Origin of the sequence: Rossellomorea vietnamensis (genome assembly GCF_001305855.1) — a bacterium.
Classification (GTDB): Bacteria; Bacillota; Bacilli; order Bacillales; family Bacillaceae_B; genus Rossellomorea; species Rossellomorea vietnamensis_A.
Genome location: NZ_LIXZ01000025.1, coordinates 1 through 25,736, shown reverse-complemented (window position 1 = coordinate 25,736; position 25,736 = coordinate 1). Strand labels below are relative to the sequence as shown.

Genomic DNA, 25,736 nt, shown 5'->3' with positions numbered 1-25,736 from the left:
TGCTAAAAATACATTATTACCAACTGTAATCCCAGAAATTCATTTTCTTTATTCGATACATTGATAAGGAGAGACTTAAAATTGGAGGAAATGACTAATAAGGGAGAGAGTTTATGCCTAGTTGACGACATATTCATCAACATTTTTTTCCATAAATGTAGTAAATATGAACAACAATCCGATATCTTCTGTTATGATTTTAATATTAATATTTCAGACATTGTGAGTTTTTCACTTGAACTAAAGAGCAGGTATTTTTAACAAGCAAACTACAGTAAAATATTTTATTTTCTTAGTTTAAAGTATAGGATTAACACCCAAGAAAGAGTATTGTTACCAAAATTCTCATTGAACTTATTTAAAAGGACTGATTGATCTTATGGCTAATAAGAATGCAAATCAAAGTATGGAAATTTATAATATTGAAACTGAATTTGATTTTGAAGTTGTAGAAGGTGTCTTATCAAAACAGTTGGAAGAAAGCTTTTCTGATTTAGAGCTAGTGGAAAGAGATAGAGCAACCATTTCTAATCCTGATTCTTTAGGAAAAGTAGTCTTGGGTGAAGTTTGGAAACAGTTTGGGAATCAAATTGGACTCGATATGACAAATGAAACGTTGATCCAAAAATATGGTAGAGAACATCCTGAGCAGTACAAGGATATTGCTGACTCGGTTATGATAGACAAACAATACAAAGATGCTAATAAGGCAATGAAGGAGCAACAAAAAGCTGGAATACTAAAGGATGAATACACAGGGAGAGACTTAAGGCCAAATGAAAAGGCTAATTTAGACCATGTAGTAAGTAGGAAAGAATTATTTGAAAATCAAAGAAGAAAGCAAGCTAATTTAGATGTATCTGGACTTGCTAATAAAGAAGAAAATCTAAAACCGACAAATGAGAATTTAAACAAAAGTAAAAAGGAAAAGAGTAATAAAGAATATGTAAAAACCCGTGAGGCTAGGGAAAAATTACTTATTGAGGAAAACGAAAAGGCTAATAAAAAGGTTGATAAATCCAATATGTCAGATGTCGATAAACGTTTGATAAAGGAAAAAAACGACAGATATTTGAATAATAAGCTTGCTGCTGATGATGATCTTATGATGCAAGCGGATAAAGAAGCCAGAAAGGCAATTAATAAGGATATTCGAATTAATGCAGCAAAAGAAGTTGGAAAAAAAGCCGGAAAAGATGCCTTGAAGACAATGGCTATCTCAGCACTCTTTACGTTGTTGAAAGAGATCATGAACGGCCTAATCCGTTTTTTAAAGGCGAAATCTAAGTCGTTTAATGGATTCTTATCTGAAATGCGTGATTCGATGAAATCGTTCTTTACCAAAATTATTAGTTTTGTTCAGAAGGGAGCATCAACATTAATTGGTACAATTGTATCTGAAATATTGGGACCAATTGTAAGTCTTTTTAAGAAGTTGGCAAGTTTAATTAAGCAAGGGATATCTTCTGTTAGGGATGCAGTCAATTACCTTCGAGATAAGAAGAATAAGAGCAAGCCTTTTACTGTAAAGGTAGCACAGATCGGAAAAATAATAACTGTTGGATTAGTTGGAGGCAGTGCGATTTTCTTAGGAGAAGTTTTTGAAAAATTCTTATTAACAGTTCCTGGAATGCAGATTGAGATACCTCTAATTGGCTCTCTTGCTAATATGATTGGCTTATTTTTATCAAGTTTAGTATCTGGCTTAGTTGGTGCCATCGTGCTAAATCTTATCGATAAGTTTATCGCCAAAAAGATAAAAGAAGAAAAGAACCAACAAATTATCGGTAAGAAAAATGGGATTATGAATCTTCAACAAGTACAACTTACCGTAGCTGAAAATCGTGTAGTAGCATTGAAAGAAAATGCTATGAGCAAAATCTCAGAGAATCATGCCTTGGCGAAGGACAAAATGCAACAATCTCTTAATAAGATATTTGATGATAATCATGCTAGTGGTTCTAAAAACAATAAAAATATTACTAAAAATCAGAGTGAATTACTTCAAATGCAAAAAGATTTAGAAGGCTTACTTTAAAGGTGATGAAAAATGACAAAGGTAATAATGAAAGAGGAATCCTCAACTAATGACCAGACAATCATGGTGTCTACCAGAGGTGAGGGTTTCAATAGAAAGAAAAATGAGTTAAAAGCATTCAGTCAGAAACTGCCTAAAGAAGCAGAATTACCTAGTGTACCAGTTACGGGAGGCTTATTTGGGTGGTTTAATTATGATGTGACGGGTAGTGACTTAAACAGGCTTACTGAAAGTATTCAAGATAAAATGATTGAGCAGAACAAAGTTCTGGTTAGAACTATTCAAGAGTTTAATACTATCTACGATACGTTTTCTGCATTAGATAAAGAGTATATCCAGGGAATCTTAGTCTCATTGAAAGCAGCTGAAGAAGCTAATGCAAAAGCATTAAAGGGAATAGAAGGCGTTGAGGTTAATCAGAACGATATCAAACAAATGATCAATCAACAGAAAAAGGTAATTCAGGTACTGCAGAATTTTAAAGAAAAGATTGAGAGAATAGAACACTTAACAGATGTGGATGCAATCTTTGATATCTATTCAACCATGCAAGAGAATGTTACTGCAATCGAAGCAAAGATTGAAGCACAAGAGCAGATAGTAGATGATTTGACTGTTGAAACAAAATCATTATTATCCTTGCAGTCAGGTTTTCAAGATCACCTGAATCAACTAAAAGAAAATCAACTTAAGCAATTTCAAACAGTAAATCAACTGGTATCACATCAAAATAATAATATATCTAAAATCGAAACTCTAAATAAAGAAGTTGCTAGACAGGGAGAGAAATTCGGTGATTTACAACAATTATTTCAGGACGATATCCAGACTCTATCTGAAGAAATCGTTCGAAACCATTCAGAGATTGATGCAAAACTAGATTTAACAACTAACGGAGTCAGTAAAAACAAGACAGATATCGAATTTCTAAATAAAGAAGTTGCTAAACAGGGAAAGAAATTCGGTGATTTACAACAATTATTTCAGGACGATATCCAGACTCTATCTGAAGAAATCGTTCGAAACCATTTAGAGATTAATGCAAAACTCGATTTAGCAACTAACAAAGTCAGTAAAAACAAGACAGATCTTGAAAATGCTATAAAGGAACTCAACATTGGAATTGAGCAAAAAGCAGAAAAAATGTCTTCGTATTTTGAATCTGAATTGTTAAAGGCAAAAGATGAAATTACAGCGCTTAATCAGTTGACAATAAACTTATCAAAAGGGTTGAAAACCACTAAAGTTTTTTCATTTGCTAGTATTGCGATAACATGTGCTTTAGTGCTTTTAATACTAAGCGGGGTGCTATGATGATTTCTGAGCATTACAAACGTCAGCTGATGAAAGAAGCGAAGCAGTTAGATGTTGCTTTAGGACAAGCATCTGAATTGGGGAAATTAGTACAAGAAATAACGGACGAGCAAATAGATAAAGCTGCTTTAGAGTTCATTAAAAAACTAGGTATCCTAACGAAGAACCAAACTTTAGCCAGTATGGAGCAAAAGCAAGAAAAAGTTATTGAAACATTATATAAATATCTTGGAGCATCAAAGGTTGATGGTCTTATCCAAGACTTAAAAGAGTCTTCAAATGTGTCGCTAGATGCACTACTTAACCAACTAGACGAACTGGTTGGTCTGGAAGATGTAAAGCAACAAGTCCGTGACTTGATCGACTTTAATCAAATCCAACAATTACGAGTGAAAAATGGCTTGAAGAAGTCAAATAAAACGATGCATATGGCATTCCTGGGTAATCCCGGCACAGCGAAAACGACAGTGGCTCGAATTGTTGGGAGGATGTATAAAGCTATAGGGTTATTAAGTAGAGGACAATTTGTTGAAGCAAGTAGGACTGATTTAATTGCTGAGTACCAAGGACAAACAGCAATCAAGGTAAAAAGGTTAATTAATCGTGCTAAAGGTGGAGTTCTATTTATTGATGAAGCGTATAGTCTAACTGAGAATGATCATAGTGATAGTTATGGGAGAGAAAGTCTTACTGAGCTAACAAAAGCCCTAGAAGATTATAGAAATGACCTCGTAGTAATCGTAGCTGGATATACAGATTTGATGGACCAGTTCTTTGAATCCAACCCAGGATTAAAGTCAAGATTCAATACTTTTATTTCATTTAATGATTATTCACTCGATGAGCTCGTTCAAATATTCAGTTACACATGTATTCAAAATGACTATGTTGCCGAAGACCAAGCTATTAAAAAAGTTCGTGAATTGTTGCAAACGATATTAAATGAACAAGACGATCACTTTTCAAATGGTCGTCTTGTTCGGAATTTGTTTGATGATATAACGGTGAATCAGTCGAAGCGGCTTTCCAAATTGACAGGCCATATTACCAAAGAATCGTTGATGTTAATTACTAAAGAAGATGTTCCTCAAGATGGTGAACTTGTTTTCATAGAGCAATAAATCAACATTCAAGAAAGGAACATTTTATGAAGGATACAGAAGCTATTATTACTTCGCTTGTGAAGATAGTATAGAAGTTGGGTATTTCAACAATCTTATATAAGTGAAAGCAAAATGATTAATTTTGCTTTCACTATAATTAATTACTAAGCGCTTTCCATGAAGTTATCAAATTTATCAGATGCTTCTCTCTTCACAGGGTCTGTAATATGAAGATATATCTTCCTGGTTATTTCATCATCAAAATGACCTAAGCGATCTTTTATGTCTTCTAGTTCTACTCCAGCTGCCGCAAGTAGTGAAGTGTGGGTATGACGTAGGCTATGAGGAGAAAGCTTCGTATTTAAATTAGCTAATCTAAGTAATCTTTTCATCCTATTTTCCACTAACTTTGTTAAGATAGGGAGGCCATGATGGATTTTTACATTTGTAAAAATAAATCCCTTATTATTGTAAGAATCCCCTAATCTAACAATGATTCTCTCTTGTTCTTCTTTATGCTTTTTTAGCATTTCAATCACAAGACTTGATACCATAATTTTACGTTTGGATTTCTCTGTCTTAGGTAGTACTAATTCGTATTTAGCGATATTGTTATTTTCGTTATAGTAGGATTTGTTAATGCGGACAGTTCGCTTATTAAAATCAATATCTTTCCATTTAAGTACTACTAATTCACCTACCCGCATACCAGTGTAGGCTAATAGAGTGAAAATGAGATCATCCATAAACAGTCCATTTTTCTTTGCTGCATCCAAAAAGCTTTTGAGTTCTTCTTTTTCAAAGTAATTTGGTAGGTCCTCATCCAAATTCTTATGATCTTCCTCATCTGTTTCTTTAATTATTTTAGGATCCTTTTTAATATAGGCTTTTTTTGCTGGATCTTCTCTTATGAGTTTTTTATGGACGGCCATATCAAATATCATTTTACCTGTTGCTAAGATGCCCTCCAGTGTACTTTTGGACAAATTTTTAGCTTTTAGATCATCTAGAGCATCTTGGAACATTTCCTCTGAAACGTTTTTAAGCTTAATGTGAGCAAGGTAGGGGAGTAATTTATTTATGCCATATTTTCGAAGGCGAATTGTTCCAGGTTTAGGACATGTTCGGTCAATATACATAGGCAGCCATTGAGTAGCAAAATCCTTAAACAAGATATCGGATTCCTTAATAAAAGTACCTTGTTTCACATTATTGATTATCGCAGATACAGCATCTTCTGCATCTTTCTTTGTTTTAAATCCACCTCTACTTTCCTGTCTTCTTTCCCCACTTTTAGGGTCCGGTCCAATGTCTACCCAAAACGTCCAGGTTTTACCACCGCAAAAGCATTTCTTTTTAGGGTCGCACTTGCAATTTCTTCTTTTATAATGACCTTTCATACTTATTTGTTACCTCACTTCCAAGTTTAGTTAAATGTAGAAAGGTAGGAGAAGGCTCCACATAAAGTTTACTTGAGCCTTTCCAATATACTTGCTTCCATCAGTCGTTATGCTCGTTTCTTATCCTTCAGTCGTTTAATCCACTGCATTAAATCATCTTTTTCCACTCTTTTTGAAGCACCAATTTCATAGTTGGGGATTCCCCCATGATCAACATGCACTTGAAATAGCTCATAAATCCTTCTTCTAGAGATTCCTAGAAATTCAGAAATTTGTTTTGCTGTCAGAGTATCGGGTAATGAATCCCAAGTTTTGTGTTGAGTGTTTTTTTCCATAAATGTTGCCTCCTGTAAAATCAAACAGAAAAACCCCACAGAAACGGAAAGAAAGATAGACTGCACCCAAGGTAGTAAGATCATAAGTTGAAAACATATAATCTTATACTTGGATTGGCAGGTCCTTCCTGATCCAATCTGTGGGGTTTACCCAAATGATTTATGAAATTTGATTATGTTAAACATCTTAAAGTGAGATATATTGAATTGTCAAGAATAAAATTGCGATATTTTTTGAACACTAATTGGCTCTGGAGAGGATTTATACTCGCTGAACTTATTCCAAAATGGATTAAAACTAAAATGTATAGAGCTCTAACGCGAAACTAAAATTCTTTTACACAAAAATGTTACTTATAGTTGCTACCCAAAAGAAATTATTATAAAGTTTAGTCATAAGCACTTCAGTTTATTGTTGGAGTGATAATAGAATAATTTTTTTCTTTTCAAATAGATCTAGAGCGGAAGCACCGTCTCTATATCTGTAGAAACACGCAATACGTGTGTTTTCTCACAGATATAGGACGGTGCTTTTTTTGTTGCTCAATATAAAGTGGTGAAGAAGATTAGTCATTAATTAAAGAAGTCAAAAAGAGAGGAGAAACAAGATATGCAAAACCAGGATACAGTACAGCTGTCTTTATTTGATTTTAACTTTGATAAAGCTGACGAGTCAGGTGGTATAGAGAATTTGTTTACCGAAAAAGACATGAGCCTTTTTGGAAAGGGTAGGAAAGGTTGGTATGAGAATGATATTTCTCGGAAAGGGTTCTCCGAAAAAAGAATAAAAATGTCATCATTTGGAAATTATGTGAATGGGAAAAACTCACATCTCATTGAAAGTTGGATGGATGACATGATTGAAAAAATGTATGACCTGAATTTAAACGTAAAACAAAATTCTTTAGAGTCGAGAAATGTAAACGAGTGGCTTTATGCCAATATAGCTAAGGACCTTTTAGATTCACGATTTGTAAAGAAATTCATGAGGACTAAATTTGGTTCTTCAACTAGAGTGTATAACCTCAATATGGCTATGTTTGAAAAGGTGTTAACTAAAATGGAGGAATTAACTAAGAAGAAATCAGGTGAATTGGAGCGAAGTGATTTTTTAAATACTGAATACCTAACTAACGTTGTTAAGGTTTTAAGTTCCACAGAATTAAAATATTATCAAAGCTTCCTTAATAGCTTAAAGCCATTCACGAAGATACGTCTTAATGATTATGTGGAAAAAATAGAGAAGATCAAATTTAATCATCCTCTAGTTCGAGTTGTTGAACGTGTCTTGAAGAAAGAAAGAAACATTAAACCAGAGAGTTTTATTAATAATTATTACAATTCAGTACAACTCTTTGTAAATTGGGCAATAAATACGCTGGTTAAGTTTCAAGGTCAATCCGTTAACACTTTTATTTTCAATATGGTAACAAGTGAAGACCTTGATGATTATAGATCTTACCTCATTCAACAAGTTAAAGAAGAGGTTTTAGCGGAAATTACGGCTAAAAGAAATTTACAGTATGTACGTGGCTTTTTTCAGTTATTATTTCGTAAAAAGAAAATAGTCAAAGAGGTTACGACAAAGCTAACAAATATTGAAACAGACGAATACTTCTACAGGCGACTTCCATCAGATAAAGAGATACAAGATCTTATAAATACTATTGGATGTTATTCATCTGACCCGGTAGGGGATAAACTGGCCCTTTCTTTAATGATACTCATGGGATTTCGCGGATGTGAGGTTGCAAGACTTAGTTGGGAGGATATAAACTTCAGTACAAAATCAATCTCTATAACGGATACTAAAGGAATGGATGCTATTTTGCCGATACCTTCGAAAGTGTATGCCTTGTTGATTGAGTATAAAAGGTCAAATGAAAAAAAATACATTTTTTGCGCTGATCCCAGGATGTTTCTCCAAGATTTGAGGCTATTATTTAACACTTATCAGTTAATTGCCGGCTGGGATTATGGAGGCGGTCTACACCTGTTCAGACACATATTTGTGACAAGATTAATTATGCATTGTCCACCGCAAATTATTAAAAGCTTAACAAGGCATATATCTGATGACACTGTTGCTAAATATGTTCATTTAGAAAGGAAGTTCGTTAAAAATGAGCTGAATAAATTAAGTTACACAGGGGGACGAATAGATGACTTTTAACCAAGAAGTTTCTAAGCAAGGTTCTGCTCAAGTTGCTATCCAGCAACTATTAGAGTTCCATAACATGGAAGAACTCCAAATGGCTGCATTTAATGTTTTAGATCTAAGTGGAGATAGAGGGGCAACAGAACAAGGAGATTCCTTTCAACAATTAACTGTCGAAGAAAGCTTGCACTTTTTTTATGCAAGCTCAAAATTTAAAAGTTTAGCGGATACATCTAAGGTTACCTACCAATCTGAAGGAAAATTATTTGGTGATTTTATCATCAAAAAATATGGAACCTTAGATTTACAGTTAACGGAAGTAATATATCCAACAACTGCTTTGCTTGATTATTTTGGTCAAAGTGATTTTTCGAGCAATACAAGCGCTAAAAAAGCAGCATTTTTTAGAACATTCATAAAAACAGTAGTTCAAGAATTTTATTTATTGAACAAAGATGATTTCGATGGGACTTTAAGGGTGGACTGGAACAAAGATGGATTGCCAAGGTTTTACAATATTAAACAATTAAAGGAATTACTCCTTTTAAGTAAAGAGACAGCTTTTGGACTTCGAAATTATACGATTATTAGTGTATTCCTTGGATCAGCATTAAGAGTAAGTGAACTTGTTGGTATCACTTTATCGGACATTGATTTGGAAGAAGAAATGATTATGGTGAGGAGAAAACGTAAAAAAAAGAAGCTTCTCCCTGCATATATTCAACGTGACGCTTTACATGTCTTAATGAAATATATTGATTTTATGTATGGGCACCTCGCTGAAGATTGGAAAACACTTAAAGCTAATTGTGGAGATTTGTATGTTTTTTCATCAACGGGAGGAGAAACTGCGATAACGGACCGAGCAGTTAGAGGGATGGTTAAAAGTTTAGCAAAGAAAGCAAAATCGATTAGTGACGATGAAGTAGAGAAACTAAGCGTTCATAATTTTAGACATAGCTATGCTGTGTACGGTATTCGCTCTGGGATCAATTTGTATGCAATGATGGACCTGATGGGTCATTCCACTGTTACATCATTGAAACCATATGCAAAACAAAGCAGGAATCAAATTAAAGAAGACATGGAGAAGAATCCAATTGCGAAGCTTTTATGAGAGGAGGTGAAAAAGATGGAAAGCAATATTATTTTGGATTCACATTATTATAAGGAATGGTATAAACATACTCATATAGCACAGTCAACAAAAGACAGTTATAAGTATCTTCTTAAAAGGTTTGGAAGATATATGATGTCCTTGGGCCCTGTAAGGGAGTTGGATTTTGATAAGTTTATGTTTGGAAAATTAGATTCGAGATATGATCCAATAAATGAAGAGTTTATAGATGATTACGTGGAATTCCTCATAGAGGATGGAGCCAGTCATAAAACTCTTTATAATAGTATTGAAGCACTTAAATGCTTTTTCAAGTTCTTGAAAATGGTAGGCTTGATAAAGTCAAACCCAACAACGTATTATCCGAATCCATATTATAAGCTTAAAAAAGTAGATCGTGCTTTCAGTAAAGAAGATGCGGATAAGTTGCTAACAGCCTCAAAAAAAGTAGATTCGTTTTTTAAACAATCCTATGTACTAATGCTTTTGTTTTTAACGTGCGGATTACGTTCACAAGAGGTTTGTTTGATGAAAAAGTCACAAATAAATCTGGAGTTTCAAACAATAGATATCATTCTTGGCCAGAAAACATCCGCAGGGGTTGTCTCAGTAGTAGACAAATTGAAAGAAGCTCTTGAACAATACTTTAAACACCCCGAGTGGCTGAAGTGGTCTAACGGACAAGATAAAGAAGTATTCTTCTATAAGGGTAAGCCATTGAATAGAAGGAGATTAGTTTCAATGTTACAACGGATTTATGATGAAGCTGGGATTGATAGGAAGGTACGTGTCCACGATTTACGGCATACGATGGCCCAACTGCTCCTAATAAGTGGAGCGAACGAGTTTTCTATACAGGAGCAATTACGTCATGAAAGAATTGAAACAACGATGCATTATCTTAACTATAATATGAATTATCGAAATTACTTGGAGGCAAATTCAGATCAATTTTTATAACACTGCCATTGAGAAGGACATCTTGAAGTTCCTAACGAATCCATGAACAAAACTCTAAATGCACTTCTTAGAGGACATTAAAGTGAAAGTTCTTGATTCAATGAAAAAAATTTATCGCTTCTATTTGAAATGCAGCAATACCACTAATATAATGAAGTTAATTCAATATAGTAGCCTTAAGTTAAATGCATTGTGGCTGGAAGGACCAGGGCGATGGATTAGTGATCTCACTATCCGTCTGCCCTTTTTTATTTGCTAATTTAATCTTGGAAAAGACTCGAAAGGAGGACGTAAGAAAACAAATTTTAAGAGTACAGCATTAGTTAGGTTATAGAAGTAGTGATACGGTCATTAACTTCTTAGGTCCTCAATCTAGAATCTCGAGCACTAAAAATGACCCTTTTTCTAAGAGTAGGAATAAAAATGATTTGGTTGTGAGTAAAAAGGACAGAAGTGATATTAGGAAGTACAATGTGTGTTCTGTTCGTTCCACCAGTTCTAAGCTCTTGTTGAAATGGGAATTAAAAATGAATAACCAATGAAAGGTATGATGAAAATGAATAAAAAGCCAGTACGAAAGTTTGTACCGTGGAGTAATAAAGAGGTGATCGAGTTTCTCAAAGTAGCAGAACTAGAAGGTAGCGGGGAAATGTATAAATTTGTACTCTCTACAGGGGTGAGGCTAGGAGAACTTTTGGCCATAACATGGGATAATATCGACTTTGATAAGGAAACTTTAACTGTTAATAAGAATGCTCTCTCAACAGGAAGTGGAGAAAAACAAATTGAACCATTAAGAAGTGGATCCCATACCATAGCTTTGCCTTCTAACCTGGTGATTACCCTAAAGGAGTACAAAGAAAAGCAGCGGAGGGAGATGGATAAGCAAAATCAGCATAAATTAAATCTGGTATTCCCCGATAAAACTGGAGGAGTCCGAAAACCTTCTACCATAAGAATAGAATTTCATCGATTAATCGAAAAAGCAAATGTTAGGAAAATAACATTTCATGATTTAAGAAGAATGCATGCTATCTTACTAGTTAATGCGGGGGCATCCCTCGACTTGATAAAGAATCGCTTGCGACATAGTAGAATTGAAACAACCCAAAACTTATTATATAAATAAATCTCCAAATGCTGCACTAAATAAAAGGGTGCATAACCATCCTAAAAAGGAGTTCAACCAAATGTTGAGCTCCTTTTTTAGTAGAAAACCAAATCATTAACTATTTTATCATTGGTGCGTATTTTGTTTAGTTCACTTAAAATAAATTTCACTGGAGTGTTGACAGGAGATTAATTTGGTGGTTTAATGTAAATATAATAAAACGCACCAATGAATATAACGAAATAAAATAATAAGGAGGTAATCGCGTCAATGGATGAGTATAAGTATTGGAGGGTGGTATGTCGGTATGGTCATGTAGGTAAGAAGAAAGAGGTTAGTGTTCCTCGCTACCTTCAAACGGATAACAATTGTGTATTAATGGATGTACTGGAAATTGTGTCAGAAATGCCTGGTGTAAAAAAGAACAATACTATCTTATATAGTGTTGCCAGTGCCAAGGCAATAAATAAGAAGGAATATGAAAGTGGCAAAGAGGCAGAAAAAGAAAACTTCTACTTGCAGAAGTTGATGAGATTTAATAAAAAAACAGAAGCGATTATTGCTTAATAAAAAAGGAGTGAGATACAGTGGGATTATCTTTGGAGAAAAAGTTGTTAAATCAAACTGAGAAAGAATTAAAACAAAAAGGATTACCTATCGTTAAAAGCGGTGTAAAAATAGGTCGGAGTGGTCCTGACTTGGTTGGTTATACACTAAATGATGAAGGTAATGAAGAGGTTCAAGTTGTTGTTGAAATAAAGGAAAAACCAAATCCAAGTGCCCAGCAACAATTAATGAAATATGTTCAAGGAATAAAAGCACCTTATGCGTTATTAGTATTTCCTGATAATCAGTACTGGTTCGATGGAAATACATTTTTACCAACTGATGAGCCGGAATTTGAAAGTAAGCATTTATATCTAACAAAGGACGATTTGATTGAAAAAACTGCCTGGGAGGCATTAGAGGGGATTAGAGGATATCTTCCAAGTGAGCAGTATGGGAAAGTTATGGCCCATACATTATTAGTAAGAACCTATTTAAGTGAACATGGTGATCTCGATAAGTGGGTAAAAATTGAAGAATTTCAACAGTTTAAAGAATTGCTATTTGAAGCATCAAAATTTTATGAGATTGATATCCAACAAGTTAACTATGATCTTCAGTCAGAGCAGCTTGTGACCTTTCTAAACAAAATCAGTGTACTACCACCGGTCCATTCTGCATTAAGACAGATAATAATGAAATGTTTAGAGGTTAACAAACCAATCATAGGTCAGTTCAATGCTCCACCACATTTACGTGAATTGTATGTAGGATTAGTTCAGCAATTAGATTTTAAAAAGGATAGTGTTGTTGACTTAGCCTCTGGATATGGCTCAATTGCTTTTGATGTAATTGGAGCCAATAACATCAAAAGACTAATCGGTTTTGAAATCTATCAAGATACTTGTACCATTTCAAAAATAATGTCCATTGTAAGCGGGATAAATGCATTTGAAGTGAATTGTAAAGATTCGATACGAGAGAATGAGGAGTTACAAGCTAATACCTTTTCTCTCACTTTGCTGGATCCACCATTAGGCTTAAAATATAACCTGCCTGAAGAGTTACACATCAATTATAAACTAGCACAAAAAAGAGTTGATGCATCTGATTTATTCATTGAAAAGGCTATAACCGTAACGCAACCAGGTGGGTACATTGTGATGTTGGTTCCTGAAAGTGTTTTGTTTAGTGAGAAGTTCAGTATTACAAGAGATTTCATAAAAGAAAAAAGTATTATAGAGACTATAGTAAGTTTACCTACGCACACCTTAAAGCCATACGCTAGTGTGAAGGTAAGTGTACTAGTCTTACGTAAGAAAAAAGAAGCTAATGAGTCAGCTGATGAAATATTCCTAGCAAGAGCAGATAGCGTTGAAGATTTTAAGGAAATTGTTGGAGGATTTTCAAAATGGAAAAAAGGGGGACTGCCAAATGGCTGAGATCAGTACACTTCCATATAACGTTATTAATAATGATGAATGGGTTGTAACTTCATTATTATCAAAGCAGGATTTGGCAGTTATAAAAGGTACGCCATTAAATGAGGTTGTAGATTTTAATCCTGACAGATTAAATCAAGATCAGATCATAAGTGATCGCGAATACAGCTATATAGATTCCAATTGTATTACAGAAGAAGGAATACTTTTGTCAGCAAAAAAAATGCACGGAGAAGAATTACCGGCTAGAGCCAGGTTAATCGTCAGACAAGGGGATATTCTTATTTCAACAGTTCGACCCGAGCGAAATTTAGTTGCGGTTGTTACTAAAGAATTTGAAGGGTGTGTTGTAAACACAACTTTTGCAGTATTAAGACCCAAAAGAATATTAGCTGAAGTCCTTTACTTTGTTTTAAGGAGTAATTCTTTTAATAAACAAATTACAGCTTTGTCAAAAGGGATGACAGTTCCAACGGTTAAGTTAAAGGACTTAAAAGATTTAGAGGTTCCTGATAACTGTTTTAATGATGCTATTGAAAATAAAGCTAACGAATATTTCTCTCTTTGGATAGAACGAAATAATAATACTAAATCAACTGAACAGGTTGTAGAAGAAGTGTTTACTAAAAATGATATTCTAATTATAGAAGAAGAGTTGATAAAGGAGTCAATACTATATCAACCTTATCCATATGATAAATTGAAAGATAGGCTTGATGTTGGCTTTTATATGGATAACAAGAGTCAAGCGTGGTCTGTGGAAACTAAATCTTTAGAAGATATCACCATTAAATTCAGATCTGGTGCAGCCATTCCTTCTAAGGAATATAAAACTGAAGGTATACCATATGTACGCATTAAGGACCTTAAAGGAAACCTCATCTCAAAAGAAGAACTGGTCTATATTGATGAGGAATTTAAGGAGATAAATTTAAAGAGTACACTTTTTAAAAATGAGGTGCTTATCTCCAGGGTCGGTACTATAGGTAAAGCTGCATTAGTCGATGAAAAATTTGAAGGGGCAGTGGCCAATCAGCACCTTACTATTGTAATGCCCGATGTTAATCAAGTTTTGCCGGAGTTTTTGGTCTATTATTTCAATACAACATGGGCCGAAAAGTTTTTTGAAAGCCGGTCAGGAGGTGCTGCTCAACAGTTTATAAAGCTTGGAGCAATCAAAACAATCAAAGTACCTGTACCGACTATCCAATTACAACAAAAGATAATCGATGAAATTAACAAAGAACTAAAATTAATGGATCTCAGAGCTGTCAGAAAGCAGATTGAGGAATTTACTAATTTATTATTTGACTAAGGCAATTGCTTTTTAAAACAATTAGGTAGGAAGTTATTAATAATTTCACGTATTAAGTTGGTTGGATTTCAATTGAACTAATTTAATGGTGGGGGTAAGAGTTGTAAATGATTTTTCCCCACTTACTATCTGGATATTTTAGATAGTGATATAATAACTAATGGAAAATTCAAGGAGGAAACAAAGTGATTACAGGAGAAATTAGAAATAAAGTAGATAAAATATGGGAAACATTTTGGTCTGGGGGAATTACAAACCCATTAACAGTAATAGAACAATTTACTTACCTATTATTTATAAAAGGACTAGATGAACAAGAGACAACGAAAGAGCAGGAAGCAGAGTTTCTTGGAACGGAACATCAAGGCCTGTTCCCTAAAGATAAGCAGCATTTACGCTGGAGTCATTTTAAGCAGATTGGATCAGCTGAAGAAATGTATGAAGTCGTATCAAAAGAAGTATTCCCTTTCATTAAGAACCTACATGGCAAAGAGGATTCTGCTTACTCAAAATACATGAATGACGCAATGTTTATGATACCTACGGCTAATATGCTTTCTAAAATTGTTGATGGTATTGATAACATTCCTATGAAAGACCGCGATACAAAAGGTGATTTATATGAGTATTTACTATCAAAAGTAGCAACCTCTGGGACAAATGGACAATTTCGCACACCACGCCACGTTATCGATATGATGGTGGAACTTATGAAACCAACCCCGGAAGATGTCATTATCGATCCGGCAATGGGATCAGCTGGCTTTCTTGTATCAGCAGCAGAATATTTACGAAAAAACCAAAGTGATCTGTTTTTAGTGCAAGGCTTAAAAGAGCATTTTAACAACACGATGTTCTACGGAAATGATATGGACAGAACGATGTTGCGTATTGGGGCAATGAATATGATGCTTCACGGCATTGATAACCCTAATATCGATTACCGAGATTCTCTAGCAGAAGTAAATAAAGATAAAGAACAATATACTCTTGTACTAGCAAATCCTCCATTTAAGGGTTCATTAGATGAAGAAGGAGTTTCAAACGAATTATTAAAACTTACAAAAACAAAGAAAACCGAAATCCTATTCCTATCACTATTCATCCGTATTCTAAAAGCTGGTGGTCGTGCCGCTGTTGTTGTACCAGATGGTGTCTTATTTGGAAGCTCAAAAGCTCATAAAAAAATTCGAAAAGAAATTATTGATACTCATAAACTAGAAGCGATTATTAAAATGCCTAGTGGTGTTTTTAAACCCTATGCTGGAGTATCTACCGCAATCATGGTTTTTACTAAAACAGGGGCTGGTGGTACTGACAATGTTTGGTTCTATGATATGAAAGCAGACGGCTATTCACTCGATGATAAGAGAAGTCCTATTGAACAAAATGATATCCCTGATATTATTGCTAGATTTCATAATCTACAAGATGAAAAAGAAAGAAAACGAACAGAGCAATCCTTTTTGGTTAAGGTTGATGAATTGCGTGAAAATGACTATGACTTGTCTATTGATAAATATAAAGAAATTGAGTATGAGGAAGTGGAGTATGAGTCCCCACAAGAACTAATTCAAAGAATAAAAGGTTTAGAGGATGAAATTTTATATGGGATAAAAAATTTGGAGGAAGTGTTGAAGTGAAAATAATTAAATATAAGATTTCAGAACTTCTCAAGTTTCTACCCAAATCAAATATAAAAGCTAGTGAAGGAAAATTGAAAGGTGAATATCCATTTTTCACATCTAGTAATAAACAAAATAAATTCTTAGATTATTTTGAGGTTGACTGTGAAAGTATAATAATTGGAACTGGTGGAAATGCTAATATCCATTTTTCAAAAGGTCAATTTTCTGTATCGACGGATTGCATTATTTTACAAGCTCTCAATCGAGATTTAATAAATATGCAATATATATATTACTATTTAAGAGGCAATATTCATATATTAGAAAACGGATTTAGAGGTGCCGGACTTAAACATATCTCAAAGAAATATATCGGAGAAATAAATATACCTGTTCCTCCTTTAGAATATCAGTTAAAGGTAGTAAATATTCTAAATGAAGCTAAATCCTTAATTGACAAACGTAAAGTACAAGTGGAGGTATTAGACCAACTAACACAAAGTGTGTTTCTAGAGATGTTTGGGGACCCACTTCGAAATACTAAACAATGGACTCTGTTAGAGTTTAGTGACATATGTGATACTCGTTTAGGAAAAATGTTAGATAAGAAAAAACAAAAAGGGCAAAACACAAGACCATATTTAGCAAATCGAAATGTAAAATGGGGACATTTTATATTAGATGACCTGCCTCAAATGGACTTCCTCGATGAAGAATTAGAAACACTATCTCTCAAAAAAGGAGATTTACTTATCTGTGAAGGCGGGGAAGTTGGTAGAACTGCAATATGGGAATGGGATAATAAGAGCATCTATTTTCAAAAAGCTCTCCATAGAGCAAGAATAAAGAATAACCTTGCAACTCCTGAATATCTACAGAGTGTGATGCAATATTTTGCAGGTAACGGGGGGTTCAAAGACTTTACTTCAAAAGCAACTATCGCACATTTAACTGGGGTCAAATTAAAGAGAATCCCAATTCCTAATCCACCTTTAAATAAACAACAAGAATTTACAGCAATCGTTCATAGGATACGTCAAGAAAAGTCTTTACTGCTAACTACCCTTAGAGAACTAGAAAACCTATTTAATTCGATAATGCAACGAGCCTTTAAAGGAGAATTATCAATCCAAGAAAAAATTTTAAAGACTAAATAAAGGAGGGGTAATATTGGCAACAAACTTTGGCTTTCTTAAAGAAAAACCTAAGTATAAAAATTTCAATAATGCCTGCCTAGAAGCAGAGAAAGCTCTTATTGTTAGCCCTGCGACGTGTGCGATTTTGTCACGTCGCGCACTTGAGCTTGCGGTAAAATGGCTTTATAGCTCTGATAGTGAATTAAAAGTACCTTACCAAGAGAATTTATCAAGTTTAATTCACGATTCTAATTTTCTAGCTATCATTGATGATGATTTACTCCCTTTGTTGAAGTACATTGTTAAGTTGGGAAATGTATCAGTCCACTCCAACGCAAGCATCAATCGTGATGAAGCAATATTATCTCTGCACAATTTACATCAGTTTGTAGCTTGGATAGATTACTGTTACTCAGATGAATATACTGCGAAGGAGTTTGACGAGTCCTTACTACAACATGGTAAAGAGAAACGTGTAAGACCAAAAGAGCTACAAGACTTATATGACCAGTTAAGCTCTAAAGATCGTCGTTTAGAAGAAATGATGAAGGAAAATGAAGAGCTTCGAAAGGTAAATACAATCAAACGGGAAATAAATACAGACCAATATGATTTTGAGGTTGATGAAATAAGTGAGTTTGAAACAAGGCAGAAGTATATTGATCTTGATTTAAAATTAGCTGGATGGGAATTCGGTACGGATGTTGCAAAGGAATTTGAAGTGACAGGAATGCCGAATAATCAAGGTATTGGTTTTGTTGATTATGTACTGCTTGGTGATAATGGTAAACCTATAGGTGTAGTCGAAGCAAAACGAACATCAAATGATCCTAATGTCGGTAAGCAACAAGCGAAACTATACGCCGACTGCATTGAACAAAAATATGGGCAGCGTCCTGTAATTTTTTATACCAATGGTTTTGAAACCTATATCTGGCATAAACCCTATCCACCAAGAAGGGTATCTGGATTCTATAATAAAGCCGATTTAAAGCTTGTTATAGATCGCCTCACAATGAAGCGTGAACTGAAAAATATTGAAATTAACGATGATATTACAAATCGTTACTATCAAAAGGAATCAATATTAGCGGTTTGCGATGGATTGGAACGAAATCAGCGAAAAATGCTGCTAGTTATGGCGACAGGTAGCGGGAAAACAAGAACAGCTATCTCGATTGTAGATGTCCTTTCTCGCCATAACTGGGTGAAAAATGTTTTGTTTCTAGCAGATCGTAAAACACTTCTACTTCAGGCAAAGAAAAACTTTAATAATCTTTTACCTAGCTTATCGTTATGTAACCTCTTGGATAATAAAGATAATCCTGATGAAAGCCGTATGGTCTTCTCAACCTATCCAACTATGATGAATGCCATTGATGAAGTCAAACGTAAAGATGGCAAGAAGTTATTTACTATTGGTCATTTTGACTTAATTATTATTGATGAATCTCATAGAAGTATTTATAAGAAGTATCGTTCAATTTTTAATTATTTTGACGGCATGCTGCTGGGACTGACTGCCACCCCAAAAGATGAAATTGATAAAAATACGTATGAGGTATTCAACATGGAAAGTGGCACTCCGACGTATGCTTACGAGTTGGAAAAAGCGGTTGAAGATGAATATCTGGTTGATTACAGAACCATCGAAACAAGAATGAAATTCCTTGAAGAAGGTATCCGTTACGACGATTTAACAGATGAGGAAAAAGAATTATATGAAGAAACATTTGAAGATGAGGTTGGAGACGATATTGATAGTGGAGCGTTAAATGAGTGGCTTTTTAATGCAGACACAATTGATACCGTTCTCAAGAATTTAATGGAAAAAGGAATTCATGTTGAGGGTGGGGATAAACTGGGCAAAACAATTCTCTTTGCGAAAAACCACCAACATGCGTTAAAGATAGTTGAAAGATTCGATGCTTTATTTCCGGAGTATGGAGGAGAATTCGCCAAAGTCATTGACTATAGCGTGAATTATTACCAAAGCCTAATTGAAGATTTCTCAACAAAAGAAAAAATGCCACAGATAGCTGTGTCAGTTGATATGCTTGATACTGGTGTAGATATTCCTGAAGTGGTTAACCTGGTATTCTTTAAGAAGGTCCGCTCAAAATCAAAGTTCTGGCAAATGATTGGTCGAGGAACACGTTTATGTCCAGATTTACTGGGAATAGGGCAGGATAAAACCCATTTCTTAATCTTTGACTATTGCGGGAACTTTGAATTCTTCAGAGAGAATCCGAAGGGCATAGAAGGAAAAGCTACTGAGAGTTTAACGGAAAAGCTGTTTAATTCAAAAGTTGAAATCATTAAAGAGCTTCAAGGGATGGAATATCAAACGGAAGATTATATTTCACATCGTAACGAAATTATTAATGATGTTTTTGCAGACATCAATGCATTGGATGATGAAAACTTCCGAGTTCGCCAGCACTTGCAGCATGTTCATAAATATAAAAATAAGGCTAACTGGAATTCATTAACAGTAATGAAAGTAAATGAAATTAAAGAACATGTTTCTCCAATCATCGTACCATTTAATGATGACGAATTTGCTAAACGTTTTGACTTAGTAATGTACACTATTGAGTTAGCTAAACTACAAACAAAGAATGCTACTAAGCCAATTCGAAGTGTGGTAACAACTGCAGAAGCATTATCTAAATTAGGAACAATACCCCAAGTTGTTGAACGAAAGCCTATTATTAATAAAGTTTTAACTGAAGAGTTCTGGGAAAGTGCGGATATCTTTGAACTAGAAAGTGTTCGTGAAGCACTACGTGACCTGATTAAGTTTATTGAAAAAGAAAAGCAAAAAATGTACTTCACAAACTTCAAAGATCAAGTATTAGAGGTAAGAGAAAGCGGTCCAATTTTCCACACAAATGACTTAAAAAATTATAAGAAGAAAGTACATCACTATCTTCAACAACATAGAGATGAAATAGCAATCCACAAGCTTAGAAACAACAAGAAGCTTACTGATCAAGATATAAAGACGTTGGAAAGTATTCTTTGGAACGATTTGGGAACTAAAGAAGATTACAAAAAGGACTTTGGGGATACTCCTATTACTAGGCTGGTAAGACAAATTGTAGGATTGGATCCTCAAGCAGCAAATGAAGCTTTTTCGGAGTTTCTAACCAATGAAAAACTTAATATCTATCAAAGTAGGTTTGTGAAACTTATTGTGGATTATGTCGTGAAGAACGGAGTAATAGATAAGAAAGTGTTACAGCAAGACCCATTTAAGTCAGTCGGAAGTATTGTTGAGTTGTTTAAGGATAATATGGACGATGCCCGTAAGATTATTGGGGTTATTGATGAGATAAATAGGAACTCGGAAGAGATTGCTGGCGCGTAAAATCCAACTTTGACCTGATTACATTTAAAGGCACTTAAGGATCCTTAAGTTGCCTTTTTATTTCATTTAGAAAGAGAGGGAGGTCAAATGGACAATGTTTTGTTGTCAACCTTGGAAGTGGAGAAGTTAAAAGTGAAGTACGGAGAATACTTCGAGCCGATCAAAAGTGACAATGACTTTATGACAGTTCTCGTTAGACTAAAGGGTATTGGGGTTGAGGGGGATAACCCAAGGGAATTCTTTGATACTGTAAAAAGGTTATTAGAATATATTTATAGAACTGAGAACGGAAAACAAGCTTTAATACTTACGCAATTAATACACAAGATACGTATTCAGAGTAAGTTTTTTCTAACGGATAATGCTACAAATGTACATCAGTTATGTGATCTAATACTGATTCAATTCAATCATTCATTAAAAGATAGAGTTTATTACAATGTTTTGAAGCTACTAAACTATTGTGACGGATCTTTAGGCAAATTTAATATTGATTCAGTACTTACCCCTAGAATAGATAACTTGGAAGGAAATATCTACGAATGCTTTAATATAAAATTATCACTAGAGCTTCTCCATACATATTTAGTTTTGAATATAAAAGATGAATTGTTGAAACTCTTTTCGGATATATGTGTTGATTGGTATAAGTTTGATCACCAGGTTAATGAAAAAATTTTTGAGAAGCTACTTTGGTATGCCTTTATATTAAATAGAGACAAAGAGATTAAAGAACAAATAACCCAATATGATAGTTTAATAAGGAGTAACCGTTGGGGAATCAAATTTTTCCGTTATGTTACGAAATCATTCTCAGAAACCGGCTATATAAATAAAGAAAAACTATTGCTTCTTATTAATTCTTTTAAAAAAGTCAAAGGTTATTCTGCAATTGAGAAAGAAAGCATTATTGAGCATATACTCAAAAGAGTAAAAGAAAAACAAGTAATGATTGGAGTAGAAAGGTTGGTATCATATAACCTTCCGCCAGGTGATAAATTAAGTGACATAAATCAAGAGATACTAATTAATTTAGCGGTCTACGAAAATAAAAAAATGACAAAAATATATAAAGTAATCCAAGTGGAAGCCTTTAGCCATCCAAAGAGAGAAGATATTTATATGAATAGACATTTTTTAAAGAAATTAATAGAAGAAAATGAACCTGGTTATATATATGTTAAAGAAGACAGAAAAGCTAATCCCAAAGAAGAAATAGAAAGTGAAACCGAATGGTTTAAGTGGCCCTCGACAGATGTTATTAGCAACCCCGATGACTCGAATGATTCTATAGGATTAAATGAAAAGAGTGAATTGCGGAAAAGAGGCTACCAGATTACAGGGACTACAAGGGAACAAAGATGGAGGATATTGCAGCGTATAGTTCCTGACATTGGGTTGAAAAAAGTAGCTTACACCATTGCAGGAAATGTTAAATTAAGAAAAGGTCAGAAAGACGGATCCGAAAAATTCCGTTTCGCTATAACAGAGTGGGAGTATGACTTAGCAAAGCTAAAAAAGAAGTACTACAAAAAAGATTTTAATTGGCCAAAAACCTAGCGACAACTAGGTACGGGTTTCAGAAATGACTGGAGTGCATTGATTATCAGACAAGATACTCAGGTACCACGGTCTTTTTTGTTTGTCTCAAAACTTATAATCTATTTTGAGAAAAGATAAATTAAAGTCTTTTCTCCTTTAAAAAGACTGATAATTGTAAAGACAACTGGTATAATTTTAGTTGGATTGAATTGGAAAAATTATTATAGAAGAATTAAAGAGTAAAATATATAGTTTCTTGAAAAGACGGAAGGTGAGATGATGAGTTTAAGAAAAGGAAAGACAAAGACAATACTTGAGAGCTCTATCGACAGCGCTTTACTGGCTGTTGAAGTTTACAATAAGCCAAGGACAACGTTTAGGGTAGAGAATTATATAACATTGATGATTATGGCATGGACTCGTTTATTCCATGCGCATTTTAATAACACCATAGGTGACAAATATTATTATAAAAAGAAAAACCGGTATGAACGTGTTGACGGCGAACGGAAAGCCTGGGAGTTAAGCACTTGTATTTCAAAGTACGGTGAACTAACCGAGGCTGAAGAAAGGAATTTAAGATTCTTTATTAAACTTAGGAACAAGATAGAACATAGACACATCGAAAAAGAAACACTTGATACTCTTATTTTTGGTGAGTGTCAGGCGCTTTTATACAACTTTGAAAAAACACTTGTAAAACTTTTTGGTGAAGAATACGGTATAAATGAAAATCTTGCTTTCTCACTTCAATTTTCAAGGATAATGACAAAAGAACAAAGACAAGCACAAAAAAACTTATTATCTAATGAAGTGCAAAATCTCGTTGATTATATAACTAAATATAGAAGTGAATTATCTGAAGAAGTATACAACAGTCAAGAATTCAGCGTTAAATTGATAGCCATTCCTAAAGTTGCTAGCGCCAGTAGAAACGACTTGTCGATAGAATTTTTGAGGTGGGACACATTGAGTCCAGAGGAGCAAGAGGAGGTACAGCGGTTGACAGCCATTGTCAAAGATAAAGTTGTTCGAGTTGAAGGTGTTAATACTGGAAGACATAGACCAAGCATAATTGTCGAAAAAGTAATAGAGAGTGGGGTTACTGACTTTACAATTAATAACCATACAATAATGTGGAAGTTGTTTAATGTGAGACCACCCATAGATGCTGAAGATCCATTTGATACAAATACTAAATATTGTTATTATGACCAAGCTCATAATGATTATTTATATACAGATGCATGGGTTGATTTTATAGTTCAAGTGTTGGATAGAGAAAGAATAAGAATTTCAGATTTAAATAATTCACTGTTATCTAGGAGAATATTGGATATTAAGCAGTATGAACAATGACATGCATTTTATTAGTATTTTTCTATTCTTAAATCAAAATCTAACCTGTAATCTACTTGAAATGCAATCATATCACATTATTGTTGAATGAAGGTATTCACACGATGGGGGTAATTGTAGTTTATAGTGAAATGTGTGGCTTTTGTCTGTATTGTAATGAAAACTGTTAAATGAGGGATTAAGTTGGCATTAGAATTATTATTACATAAAAAGAACGATACACTTAGCGATAATTTAATTGTATTAATACATGGACTTGGTGCTTCTGAAAGCACATGGAGACACGATGGAGTCTCCTGGATAGATTTGTTCTTGACAGATGAGACGTTTAGTAATCTTGATATAGCGGAAATAAAATATGAAACTTCACATTTGGCAAATGGTTTATTGGCTTCAATGGGATTAAATAAAATTAAACTAGGTAGATTCAAGAGTTTTACTGTAGGTAAAGGTAATTTTACTACTATAGAAATTTTGGCTAGAGAGTTAAAAAGAGAAATTGACTCTAGAAAGATTAAGCAGTATAAGAATGTATTACTTATAGGTCATAGTATGGGTGGCTTAGTAGCTATTAGATATATTCTTGAGGAACTTGAGAATAATCAAACTCATAATATAAAGGGTATGATTAGTTTGGCTACACCATATAACGGCTCTTCAATGGCTTTGTATAATCAATTGATAAAAAATATAAATAAGCATGCTCAAATTCCATCTCTAGCACCTAATAGTAACTTCTTAGATGAAACGATAAGGTTATGGCAAAAGCATCTTGAAAATATGAAAATAAATTTTAAATTTTATTTTGGAACAGAGGACACTATTGTTACAGAAAACAGTGCTATTCCACATATTATAAGGTCAAAATGGGTAGGGGGAATTCCTCTTCCAGGAGATCATAGCAGTATTTTGAAAGTGATTGACCATAGTTCTACAAATTATAGCCATATTAGCGAAGCAATAAAAGAGATGTTTGAGAAAGGTATTGAACTAAAAAAAAAGATAGTAGAGGAACAAAGAGGAAGAACCTTTGAATCACTACCTGTAGAGTTTGATAAAATGCTTGCTATATATGAAGCAAAAATTGAATCTTACCTTAAAGAAACAAGGGATAATATGCCTTTCAATGCTAAATCGGATGATGATATATTAACAGACCCTTTACTTAAAGGTTTCTTCGAAGACTTTACATGGAGAACTAAAGTACAAAAGGGAATAAGTGATTTTTCAAGAACCTATAACAACGATCCGTATATAAAAGAGAAAAATATCATTCCAACCCTACAAAAAATTAGAGAATTGAATTTAACATATCCTGAATTCAAAAATAAATTAAGGAAAGAAATACAAACATTTATTTTAGATATACCTGAAACAAGAAAAACAAGTAGCTATAAAGTAGCTCTAATTGAAATACTAAAATTAATGGAAGACAGATATAATAAAATTTTGTTAATTACTGGAGAATCAGGAACGGGTAAAACTCAGCTAATCAATAGTATAATTGAAAATTATAGTTTAGAAGATAGTTTGAAATATTTCTCCTTAAGCATACCTCTAATATTTAATGGTTTTAATATCGAGAAAAATATAATAAATTCCCTTAATAATTTCTTTGATACAGATTACCAAACTCTTCTTGAATTTAATCAATTAATTACCAGCTTAGCTGATGAGTGCTCGCTTAAAATCTTTTTTATAATAGATGACTTGCAGAAGGTTTGTCTTACTGAAGCTTCTTTTTATAAAAATTTAAAAGAATTTGTCGAGAGAACTACTGTTTTTGAGTGGATAAATTGGATAATCTCAATTAATGAATTTGATCAATATTTAATCTTAGATGACAGCCAGTTCTTAGA

At 33.8% G+C, this 25,736-nt stretch carries 18 protein-coding genes; 16 read left to right on the top strand and 2 right to left on the bottom strand.

Features of this window, described 5'->3' with window-relative positions; translation table 11 throughout:
* The first annotated feature begins 379 nt into the window (after positions 1-379).
* From AM506_RS19995 to AM506_RS19985, 3 genes are read left to right on the top strand one after another with little or no spacing between them, the layout of a single operon-like run.
* The gene (locus tag AM506_RS19995) at positions 380-2,038 is read left to right on the top strand and encodes a hypothetical protein (RefSeq protein ID WP_060674667.1); all 1,659 of its coding nucleotides are present in this window, start codon (positions 380-382) and stop codon (positions 2,036-2,038) included.
* 12 nt (positions 2,039-2,050) lie between these two features.
* Positions 2,051-3,352, top strand: a complete 1,302-nt coding sequence (locus AM506_RS19990) for a hypothetical protein (protein WP_060674665.1) — start codon at positions 2,051-2,053, stop codon at positions 3,350-3,352.
* Positions 3,352-4,473 carry an AAA family ATPase gene (locus AM506_RS19985; protein ID WP_060674663.1) on the top strand — a complete coding sequence of 374 codons (1,122 nt, stop codon included), beginning with the start codon at positions 3,352-3,354 and terminating at the stop codon, positions 4,471-4,473. The genes AM506_RS19990 and AM506_RS19985 overlap by 1 nt, the downstream gene beginning before the upstream one ends.
* A 146-nt stretch (positions 4,474-4,619) precedes the next feature.
* Here AM506_RS19985 and AM506_RS19980 read toward each other — a convergent pair whose 3' ends face one another.
* Positions 4,620-5,855, bottom strand: a complete 1,236-nt coding sequence (locus tag AM506_RS19980; RefSeq protein ID WP_060674661.1) for a site-specific integrase — start codon at positions 5,853-5,855, stop codon at positions 4,620-4,622.
* Between the two features lie 107 nt (positions 5,856-5,962).
* Complete coding sequence (locus tag AM506_RS19975) at positions 5,963-6,190, bottom strand: helix-turn-helix domain-containing protein (protein ID WP_060674658.1); 228 nt, start codon at positions 6,188-6,190, stop codon at positions 5,963-5,965.
* 610 nt (positions 6,191-6,800) lie between these two features.
* Here AM506_RS19975 and AM506_RS19970 point away from each other — a divergent pair.
* The 13 genes from AM506_RS19970 to AM506_RS19910 form a co-directional block, all read left to right on the top strand.
* On the top strand, positions 6,801-8,363 hold the full coding sequence (locus tag AM506_RS19970; protein WP_060674656.1) for a tyrosine-type recombinase/integrase: 1,563 nt from the start codon (positions 6,801-6,803) through the stop codon (positions 8,361-8,363).
* Positions 8,353-9,465, top strand: coding sequence for a tyrosine-type recombinase/integrase (locus AM506_RS19965; RefSeq protein WP_060674654.1), 1,113 nt, complete (start codon positions 8,353-8,355; stop codon positions 9,463-9,465). The genes AM506_RS19970 and AM506_RS19965 overlap by 11 nt, the downstream gene beginning before the upstream one ends.
* 15 nt (positions 9,466-9,480) lie before the next feature.
* On the top strand, positions 9,481-10,425 hold the full coding sequence (locus AM506_RS19960) for a tyrosine-type recombinase/integrase (RefSeq protein WP_060674652.1): 945 nt from the start codon (positions 9,481-9,483) through the stop codon (positions 10,423-10,425).
* Between the two features lie 556 nt (positions 10,426-10,981).
* Complete coding sequence (locus AM506_RS19955) at positions 10,982-11,554, top strand: site-specific integrase (RefSeq protein WP_160316902.1); 573 nt, start codon at positions 10,982-10,984, stop codon at positions 11,552-11,554.
* A gap of 252 nt (positions 11,555-11,806) precedes the next feature.
* On the top strand, positions 11,807-12,103 hold the full coding sequence (locus tag AM506_RS19950) for a hypothetical protein (RefSeq protein ID WP_060674648.1): 297 nt from the start codon (positions 11,807-11,809) through the stop codon (positions 12,101-12,103).
* A gap of 20 nt (positions 12,104-12,123) precedes the next feature.
* Positions 12,124-13,524, top strand: a complete 1,401-nt coding sequence (locus tag AM506_RS19945; RefSeq protein ID WP_060674646.1) for an HsdM family class I SAM-dependent methyltransferase — start codon at positions 12,124-12,126, stop codon at positions 13,522-13,524.
* Positions 13,517-14,839, top strand: a complete 1,323-nt coding sequence (locus AM506_RS19940; RefSeq protein ID WP_060674645.1) for a restriction endonuclease subunit S — start codon at positions 13,517-13,519, stop codon at positions 14,837-14,839. The genes AM506_RS19945 and AM506_RS19940 overlap by 8 nt, the downstream gene beginning before the upstream one ends.
* 185 nt (positions 14,840-15,024) lie before the next feature.
* Positions 15,025-16,482: a type I restriction-modification system subunit M gene (locus tag AM506_RS19935; protein ID WP_060674643.1), complete on the top strand. Its 1,458-nt coding sequence runs from the start codon at positions 15,025-15,027 to the stop codon at positions 16,480-16,482.
* Positions 16,479-17,624, top strand: a complete 1,146-nt coding sequence (locus AM506_RS19930; RefSeq protein ID WP_060674642.1) for a restriction endonuclease subunit S — start codon at positions 16,479-16,481, stop codon at positions 17,622-17,624. Before AM506_RS19935 ends, AM506_RS19930 begins: the two co-directional genes overlap by 4 nt.
* A 13-nt stretch (positions 17,625-17,637) precedes the next feature.
* Positions 17,638-20,976 (top strand): DEAD/DEAH box helicase family protein, encoded by a 3,339-nt coding sequence (locus AM506_RS19925; RefSeq protein WP_060674640.1) that lies wholly within the window; start codon positions 17,638-17,640, stop codon positions 20,974-20,976.
* 87 nt (positions 20,977-21,063) lie between these two features.
* Positions 21,064-22,536, top strand: coding sequence for a hypothetical protein (locus AM506_RS19920; protein WP_060674639.1), 1,473 nt, complete (start codon positions 21,064-21,066; stop codon positions 22,534-22,536).
* A 261-nt stretch (positions 22,537-22,797) separates the two neighbouring features.
* On the top strand, positions 22,798-23,877 hold the full coding sequence (locus AM506_RS19915) for a DUF3644 domain-containing protein (protein WP_060674638.1): 1,080 nt from the start codon (positions 22,798-22,800) through the stop codon (positions 23,875-23,877).
* Positions 23,878-24,060: 183 nt separating this feature from the next.
* The coding region (locus AM506_RS19910; RefSeq protein ID WP_060674637.1) for a lipase/acyltransferase domain-containing protein at positions 24,061-25,736 on the top strand (1,676 nt) is incomplete at its 3' end.

Excerpts from the sequence above, each read along its gene's own strand:
- AM506_RS19920 (WP_060674639.1), top strand. The coding sequence starts at position 21,064 with ATGGACAATGTTTTGTTGTCAACCTTGGAAGTGGAGAAGTTAAAAGTG.
- AM506_RS19955 (WP_160316902.1), top strand. The coding sequence starts at position 10,982 with ATGAATAAAAAGCCAGTACGAAAGTTTGTACCGTGGAGTAATAAAGAG.
- AM506_RS19980 (WP_060674661.1), bottom strand. The coding sequence starts at position 5,855 with ATGAAAGGTCATTATAAAAGAAGAAATTGCAAGTGCGACCCTAAAAAG.
- AM506_RS19940 (WP_060674645.1), top strand. The coding sequence starts at position 13,517 with ATGGCTGAGATCAGTACACTTCCATATAACGTTATTAATAATGATGAA.
- AM506_RS19965 (WP_060674654.1), top strand. The coding sequence starts at position 8,353 with ATGACTTTTAACCAAGAAGTTTCTAAGCAAGGTTCTGCTCAAGTTGCT.
- AM506_RS19985 (WP_060674663.1), top strand. The coding sequence starts at position 3,352 with ATGATTTCTGAGCATTACAAACGTCAGCTGATGAAAGAAGCGAAGCAG.
- AM506_RS19990 (WP_060674665.1), top strand. The coding sequence starts at position 2,051 with ATGACAAAGGTAATAATGAAAGAGGAATCCTCAACTAATGACCAGACA.
- AM506_RS19970 (WP_060674656.1), top strand. The coding sequence starts at position 6,801 with ATGCAAAACCAGGATACAGTACAGCTGTCTTTATTTGATTTTAACTTT.
- AM506_RS19995 (WP_060674667.1), top strand. The coding sequence starts at position 380 with ATGGCTAATAAGAATGCAAATCAAAGTATGGAAATTTATAATATTGAA.
- AM506_RS19975 (WP_060674658.1), bottom strand. The coding sequence starts at position 6,190 with ATGGAAAAAAACACTCAACACAAAACTTGGGATTCATTACCCGATACT.
- AM506_RS19950 (WP_060674648.1), top strand. The coding sequence starts at position 11,807 with ATGGATGAGTATAAGTATTGGAGGGTGGTATGTCGGTATGGTCATGTA.
- AM506_RS19960 (WP_060674652.1), top strand. The coding sequence starts at position 9,481 with ATGGAAAGCAATATTATTTTGGATTCACATTATTATAAGGAATGGTAT.
- AM506_RS19915 (WP_060674638.1), top strand. The coding sequence starts at position 22,798 with ATGAGTTTAAGAAAAGGAAAGACAAAGACAATACTTGAGAGCTCTATC.